An 8,055-nucleotide genomic window follows, 5' to 3' on the forward strand; every position below is an offset into this window, starting at 1 on the left:
TAACATTTACCCTTGCTGGCTGCGGTGGGGAGGATGATGGTATTTATGGTTCGGGTAGTAATAAGATTACGCTGACCAGCTTTGACAATAGCTATGATAAGCAAGCGAAAGATAGCGCCATTGCACGCATCGATGAGACCTACCGTACTGGTGAGCGTGAAATCAAGATAAAAAATATCGTTAATAATTATAGTAATCAAGGTTTGAATACTTTGGACAGAACGGTATTATCAGACAATTTTGAAGGGCGACTGGATAATAAAAATATTGAAGTTGATAACCGCACGGTCAAACGTCCTATCTATGAAAAAAACAGTAATAACAAGCTAGACTACGAAACCAATTATAAGACGCTTAACTTATCAGGCTTGCAGGCAAACAGTTATAGTGCGGGTACTAATATAAATAACAGTCGCGGTATTCTCACGGATTTAAATAATTATCCTAAGATTCCAGCCAATGCAGAGTTTCCGATAGGCTCTGTTTGCTATATTCCAGTAGTCGAGAGCGAACGCTCGTTTTTAGCCTTTAACGACAAAAACAAGACGGGATATACATCGCTCGATAAGTGGATTGATGCAGCTGAAAACCGCTTTAGCGATGATAGAGGCTACAGAACTTCTGAGTTTGGTGTAGGCATCGGCAATAAGCAAAAAGCGGCACAAGTGACGTTCTTTGAATACCGGAATCAGCCTGCTTATCAGTACAATGGTGTCGAATATAACGATGGCACGAATGATAAAAATGCTATTTATGAAGCAAATTATGTTGCCAAAGGTGTGATGAATCCGAATACTAACAGTCTTCGCGGTGTGGTGGATTGTACGATAGTCAATGAAGTCGCAGGAGATTTCTTGGCCGCACAAATCAAACGTTACTATTAATCTTAAAAACGCATCATGTTAAAAAATTGACCAACACTCTCTATTTGACTATCTAGGGAGTGTTTTTTTATGCGCTAATTCTGCACCTTGACGCTAAATCCGCTACAATACGCTCATTATTTATTCTATTTAGTTAGATTACTGTCTAAAAGACAGCCTTTTTGAAGTTAAGGTTGAAGCCAAAAATTATGAGCGTAGATCCAAAGAAATTAAACAAAGAAGTGGCTAAACGCCGTACTTTTGCCATTATCTCGCATCCCGATGCAGGTAAGACCACCATGACTGAAAAGTTGTTATTATGGGGTCAGGCAATTCAGGTAGTAGGCGAGGTCAAAGGCCGCAAGACTGATCGACATGCGACATCAGATTGGATGAGTATGGAGCAAGAGCGTGGTATCTCGATCACCACCTCTGTCATGCAGTTTCCTTATCAAGACCATGTGGTCAATCTATTGGATACACCGGGTCACGCCGATTTTAGTGAAGATACCTATCGCACCTTGACCGCTGTGGATAGCGCGCTGATGATGGTCGATGGGGCTAAAGGGGTCGAAGAGCGAACCATCAAGCTGATGGAAGTCTGCCGCATGCGCGACACGCCAATCATCTCATTTGTCAACAAGCTGGATCGTCAAATTCGTGAGCCGCTTGAGCTGCTTAGTGAGATTGAGGCAGTGTTAAAAATTAAATGTATTCCAGTGACTTGGCCTATCGGTATGGGACAAGATTTCGTTGGTGTCTACCATCTGACCGAAAACAAGACTTACCTTTATGAAAAAGGTAATGGCGGCAAGATGACAGTCTCTGAGACTCGCGCGGGATATGATTATCCGGACATTCGTGAGCGTTTGGGTCAATTGATGTTTGATGCTTTCGAAGAGTCACTTGAGTTGGTACAAATGGCGTTAGAAGAATTTAGCGTTGAGGCGTTCTTAGCGGGTGAGATGACGCCAGTATTGTTCGGTACAGCATTGGGTAACTTTGGCGTAAACATGGTACTTGATACCTTGATCAAATATGCACCGCCACCCAAGTCGCATCCGACCAATGAGCGTGAAGTAGCGGCAACAGAAACAGATTTTAGTGGTTTTGTCTTTAAAATTCAGGCCAATATGGACCCACGCCATCGTGATCGCATTGCCTTCTTACGCGTGTGTTCAGGCAAGTATGAAAAAGGCATGAAGCTAAAGCATGTACGTTTGGGTAAAGACGTACGTATTGCCGATGCACTGACCTTTTTGGCAGGGGACCGCGAAGCGTTAGAAGAAGCGTATCCGGGTGATATCATCGGTTTGCATAATCACGGCACCATCTCTATCGGTGACAGTTTTACGGAAGGCGAGGAGCTGAACTTTACGGGTATTCCGCATTTCGCGCCTGAATTGTTTCGCCGCGTCATTCTAAAAGATCCGCTCAAATCGAAAGCCTTGCAAAAAGGGCTACAGCAGCTAAGCGAAGAGGGCGCGACACAGGTCTTTATGCCGCAGATTAATAACGATTTAATCTTGGGTGCGGTTGGTGTACTACAGTTTGAAGTGGTCGCGCATCGTCTCAAAGAAGAGTACAAAGTACAGTGTATCTTTGAGCCGATATCGATTGCCACCGTACGCTGGATTCATTGTGATGATGAAGTGGCATTAGCGAAATTTAAACGCAAAGCTCATGACCAATTGTCGCTAGATGGCGGTGGTTATTTAACGTATCTTGCCCCATCACGGGTCAACTTGCAGCTGATGCAAGATCGCTATCCAGAAGTCACTTTTAGCAATACTCGTGAGCATTAAAATTCATCATTTCATGAGTTAGTTTATCTTTTAAGACACGCCAGCCGTGTCTTTTTTATTAGCTTAGATTTAGGCATTAAACGAGAGAGGGTAGGTAGCTATTCGTTAGCAGGAGACAGCAAAACCCTAAAAACACAAACAGTGTTCCTACAATACATCGTCATTGTTACGGTAGAATATCAAGTAACATCTTATGTTTATGAAAGAGGATATATGAACGCTGCGAATCAAATTGATATCAATAAGCCAACAATGAATCCGCATTTATCGATGACAGCAAGTCGTAGTCGTCTGCTGAGACTGCTTGCCGGCAGTTTACTGCTAGGTAGCATCGCGATGCCTGCAAATGCAGGTAATCTCATCAGTAGCACGGATTATCTAGAATATGAGCTGCCTAAAAAAGTGCAAGCACAGTGTGTTGAGCGCGATAACTGTCCAGAAATTGAGATCAAATATCTGAAGACCAATCACGGTTGGATCAATGATATCGCCAATGCGCGTATTAATAATTTAGTCGTCAATAGTAAACCGACTGAATCTGCACCTATCAAAACGAACGTCAATCAGACAATGGTGAAAGCCGCCATTGATGACTTTGCCAGCTCACAGTTCATAGATATGCCAGAGGGCAGTTCATGGGCTTATAGTTTAATGGTAACGCCTGAGTATTTAGGTCATGTCAGTGATTTCGAACTGTTTGAAATCAATACTTATGTCTTTACAGGTGGCGCTCATGGCATGCCTTATAGCGAATACTTGATATTTGACCTTGACACCAAAAAACAAATCAAGCTTGAGGATATGCCTCAATCAGGCAAGGAATCACGTTTTAAAGCGCTTGCTTATGATGCTTATAAAGCTTGGGTCAAAACGGTTGACGACGATGTCAGCAGTTATGAGAAAAACTGGCCATTTACCTTAAGTGACAATGTGACACTGACGGACAAAGGCATCGATATCCGTTATCAGCATTATGCTATCGGCCCATATGCTTATGGTATGCCGGTACTTAGTATTCCGTACAGTAAGCTCGACGGTGTCATAAAGCCGCACTTTATACCTAAATAGTTCGGATAGTCATTGCATAACTTATTACGGTTTATATTAAAAAAATCGTAAAATCTCTTAAAAAATTGGCAATGATTTATCTAAAACCATTTGAAATTTAATAAAAGAATAAGGAGTTACCGCATGACGAACAATACAGATAGTATGAAGGCGACAGTCGACACAGAGACTTGGCAACTTAATGCCTTAACAGAAGCGCTTGGCGACCTAACGTTGACGGTCAATGACAGCCTGTCTGTTGGTCGTGGCAGCGACAATGATGTGGTACTTGGTAGCAAGCAAGTATCGCGTAATCATGCGGTGTTAAGCATCTTAGATGGTCGATTGTATGTCAAAGATTTAGACTCATCGAACGGTACATTTATCAACGAGCAGCGTATCGAAGGTAATACATCGAGCCTTTTACAAGTAGATGATACCATTGGATTTGCCAGTTTCAGCTTTCAGGTAAACGCGCCTCTTGCTGCTACAGATACTGATGTATTAGCGCCCGTAGCAGTAGAGGATTCAGTGGCTGAGACTGAGACAGTGGTTGCTGAAACGACTGCCGAAACACAGGCTGTCGAAGACTCGACAGTGAGTGAACCTGTTGTGCATGAATCAGTAGTAAAAGAGCCGATTGTTAAGCAAACGGGCATCGAAGCTATTCTGCCTGTGACAGCTGATGTGAAGACAGTACCTGTTGATACCGCCTCGGATAGAGTAGCAGACTCAGTAGGGGTAGCTGAGACCAGTGTCAATGAAACAGTTGAACCTGTCTTACAGGAGGCGATTCAGGAGCCTATTGTGAAACAAACGGGCATCGATGAAGTCTTAACGGCTATAGATAATACCGTGTCTAACACAACTGAAGCGGCACCAGTCGCTGCTGCGACTGTAGCAGATGCACAACCTGCTGTAAGTCAGCCAGAAGCCGTCACAGCGACAGAGGCGGCACCGACAGCATCTGCTCATGATACGTCATTAGTAGAGCAGTCAGCTGTACATGAAAAGCCAGCAGTTGAATCAGAGCATGACAAAACGACTAAAACTGCTCTACAAGAAGAAGCAGATCCCGATATTCTACGAGCTAAGCAGGCGGCAACCGCACAATTTTCTGGCACTGCCAATCTAGGTCAATCTCGTGATGTTGGGACAGAAGGTAATAATGCGATGGATCAGACTATCAGCAATCCAGCCAATGCAGGACAGGCAGAGAAAAAACCAAGCGGTGGTTGGTTTATTTGGGTGTTTATTGCCATCATTATTATTGCGTTAGCATTGTGGTTATTTAACACGGGTGGTGCGTAACCAAGTACTGACCAGTGCGTTTGAAATGCTCTAATCCAAGTGGGTTTTGGTATAATTATTAGCCAATTGTTAGCTACTATCGGCTAATAGTCTAGTAACTCTCACGAATATGCCACTTTGATAGCGTCAACATTCAATAGAGTGTTGACGCTATATTTTATTTAACAGTCTGCTGTTTTATCTTTTGCCAATATTTTGTTAAGAGAGCATTATTATGATGAACTTTGAAGAATATCAAGCTTTTAAAGACCGTGGCTTTAGTCATGCCCCACTGATAAAAAAACGTCTAATGGACGCACAGACACCAGTATCTGTATTTTCTAAAGTACGTGATTTGAGCGGCTCTGCATATTTATTTGAGTCTGTCGTAGGCGGGGAGCGTTGGGCACGATATTCGATGATTGGTTTAGGTAGTGATCTCATTTTGCAGTATGCCGATGGTAATATGACCGTCAAAAAAAATGACCATACCGATGTCGATGCAGTCGCTGACCCGTTTGACTATATTCGTCAGCTAATGGCGCAGTATAAGATGCCAACAGTCGAGGATATTGCAACGCTACCGAGCTTTAGCGGCGGCTTAGTAGGTTACTTTGGCTATGACATGGTGAGGGTTATCGAGCCAAGCGTGGGTTTATCAGATGCCCCCAATCCGATGACAATGCCGGATATGTGGCTGATGCTATCAATGAGCGTGATTGTTTTTGACAGTTTAGAAAATACGTTATCTATCATCGTTTATGCTGATTGTCACACTGAAGATGGTTATAGCAATGCCATCCGCGAGCTAGAAAAAATTGAAGAAAAACTGGCAGAAATGCCAAATCTGAGCGCACCCGTAATGCCGACGCCGACATTTACCTCACAAACAGGCGCGCAGAAATATTGTCATGATGTCAATAAAATAAAGGATTACATTTTAGCAGGCGATGTCATGCAAGTCGTTCCTTCGCAGCGTTTGACGGCCGATTATACTGGCGACTCATTAGCAGTTTATCGTGCCCTACGATTTTTAAATCCATCGCCTTATTTATTCTTGGTACATGGTTACACCCTCGATGATCACAAGCGTTTCGACATTATTGGGGCATCCCCTGAGATATTATCACGTATCGAAAATGGTAAAGTGACGGTACGACCATTGGCGGGTACTCGTAGACGCGGACAAGATGAAGCGGAAGATTTAGCGCTTGAAGAAGAGCTGCTGAGTGATAAAAAAGAGATCGCCGAGCACTTGATGCTTATCGATTTGGGTCGTAATGATATTGGCCGCGTTTGTGAATATGGCAGTGTCAAAGTCACCGAAAAGATGTTTGTCGAGCGTTATTCGCAAGTGATGCACATTGCTTCTAATGTTGAAGGGACGATATTGCCCAATAAGGATGCGTTGGATGTTTTTTGTGCGACGTTCCCCGCTGGTACGCTATCAGGTGCGCCCAAAATACGCGCAATGCAAATCATTGACGAGATAGAGCCAGTCCGCCGAACGGTATTTGGCGGCTCAGTCGGTTATCTGGGCTGGCATGGCAACATGGATACCGCCATTGCTATTCGTACTGCTGTGATGCGCCGTGGTAAAATTCATATCCAAGCGGGTGCTGGGGTTGTTGCTGATTCTATTCCAGAAGCAGAGTGGGAAGAGACCAACAAAAAAGCATTGGCGTTGGTCAAAGCGGTAAAGATGGCGTGTAATGGTTTACGGATTCGCTAGGGACTCCAGTCATAAAAACACAGTATGCGGTTATTGTGGAAAAACAGCCTATTTTTTTATTTAAAAAAATCATTACAATCAATTAGTTATATTTTTTTTATTGAAATAATCATAAAAAAGGCAAAAAAGGGCTTGCGTCTTTCAAAAAATTTGATAGAATAGCCACCACTTTAAGAGAACAAGCCGACTTAGCTCAGTTGGTAGAGCAACTGACTTGTAATCAGTAGGTCGCCAGTTCGATCCCGGCAGTCGGCACCATCTCTCTTAAAGTAGCTTTTTATGAATCTGTCTTAAACTAAAGCCATTTTTGTTTAAAGCAACCTAAGGTGGGATTGGGGAGCGGTCAAACCCAACAGACTGTAAATCTGTCGCGAAAGCTTCGAAGGTTCGAATCCTTCTCCCACCACCATATTTTTTTAAGTTTGTCATAGCGCCAAGCATACTCTTTATACTTAATGACTCTCGATTAGAGTCCTCTTGAATAAGAGTAATTGCGGGTGTGGTATAATGGTAACACCTTAGCCTTCCAAGCTAATGACGCGGGTTCGATTCCCGCCACCCGCTCCATATATACAACATCGCAAAGATTATCAATAAATCATCACGACAGTCAGTTTTAGTATTGCTGTATCGTGATATTTTTTTTAGTAAATCCATAAGTTGTTTTTTGTGGTTATTAAAAACATGCTCATATAGCTCAGCGGTAGAGCACTCCCTTGGTAAGGGAGAGGTCTTGAGTTCAATTCTCAATATGAGCTCCATTTATTGTTTAAACCTCTTGTGTTTGCTTTGCCATCTTTAAACAGTTCGTGTCGATATCGAAATTACAAAATATTGAAAATTATAAATTACAGTGTAGCAAATAATATTTAAGGGTGACACTGAGGTGTTGCCTTTTAGTGCTGTCAATTTATCAAGCTATCAATACATGAGTAATTATCTAAAAGTATCTAAGACAAAATTATTTAAGATAAAAGTATCTAGGTTCGGCAGGCTCCAATATTATTAATGATTTACACTAAGATAAAGTAGTGCAACAGCGATAATGTATAATATCTTGCAATGTTCACTAGATTAAAAAATACGTATAGTGCTTAAACTTATGTGTGCAGCATTGAAATGCATGATTTGAGCACATATATACAGTCGTAAAATGATCAAACAGTTTTAGTAGATAAGCCATAGCGTCAACGGTTTGATGGTTCTGTATGCATCATGAGCCGTCAAACAGCTATTCACCGATCTTTGATTGATAAAGATTCACCAAAAAAAGAGGAAATACCCATGGCAAAGGCCAAGTTTGAACGCGTAAAGCCAC

The 8,055-nt window shown here is 42.4% G+C and carries 5 protein-coding genes and 4 tRNA genes; all 9 read left to right on the top strand.

Annotated elements, in window-relative coordinates; genetic code table 11:
• The coding region (locus I3257_RS13795; RefSeq protein WP_238050126.1) for a hypothetical protein at positions 1-884 on the top strand (884 nt) is incomplete at its 5' end.
• A 188-nt stretch (positions 885-1,072) separates the two neighbouring features.
• Complete coding sequence (locus I3257_RS13800; RefSeq protein WP_238050127.1) at positions 1,073-2,668, top strand: peptide chain release factor 3; 1,596 nt, start codon at positions 1,073-1,075, stop codon at positions 2,666-2,668.
• 213 nt (positions 2,669-2,881) lie between these two features.
• On the top strand, positions 2,882-3,736 hold the full coding sequence (locus tag I3257_RS13805; protein WP_238050128.1) for an RsiV family protein: 855 nt from the start codon (positions 2,882-2,884) through the stop codon (positions 3,734-3,736).
• 123 nt (positions 3,737-3,859) lie between these two features.
• A complete protein-coding gene (locus tag I3257_RS13810) occupies positions 3,860-5,026 on the top strand; it encodes an FHA domain-containing protein (RefSeq protein ID WP_238050129.1) in 1,167 nt (388 codons plus the stop codon).
• Between the two features lie 214 nt (positions 5,027-5,240).
• Positions 5,241-6,737: an anthranilate synthase component I gene (gene trpE, locus I3257_RS13815; protein WP_238050130.1), complete on the top strand. Its 1,497-nt coding sequence runs from the start codon at positions 5,241-5,243 to the stop codon at positions 6,735-6,737.
• Between the two features lie 182 nt (positions 6,738-6,919).
• Positions 6,920-6,995, top strand: a tRNA-Thr gene (locus I3257_RS13820).
• A gap of 67 nt (positions 6,996-7,062) precedes the next feature.
• A tRNA-Tyr gene (locus I3257_RS13825) sits at positions 7,063-7,146 on the top strand.
• 84 nt (positions 7,147-7,230) lie between these two features.
• Positions 7,231-7,304, top strand: a tRNA-Gly gene (locus I3257_RS13830).
• 119 nt (positions 7,305-7,423) lie between these two features.
• Positions 7,424-7,498 (top strand) — tRNA-Thr (locus I3257_RS13835).
• The last annotated feature ends 557 nt before the right edge of the window (positions 7,499-8,055 follow it).

This window comes from Psychrobacter sp. Ps7, from assembly GCF_022129225.1.
GTDB lineage: Bacteria > Pseudomonadota > Gammaproteobacteria > Pseudomonadales > Moraxellaceae > Psychrobacter > Psychrobacter immobilis_A.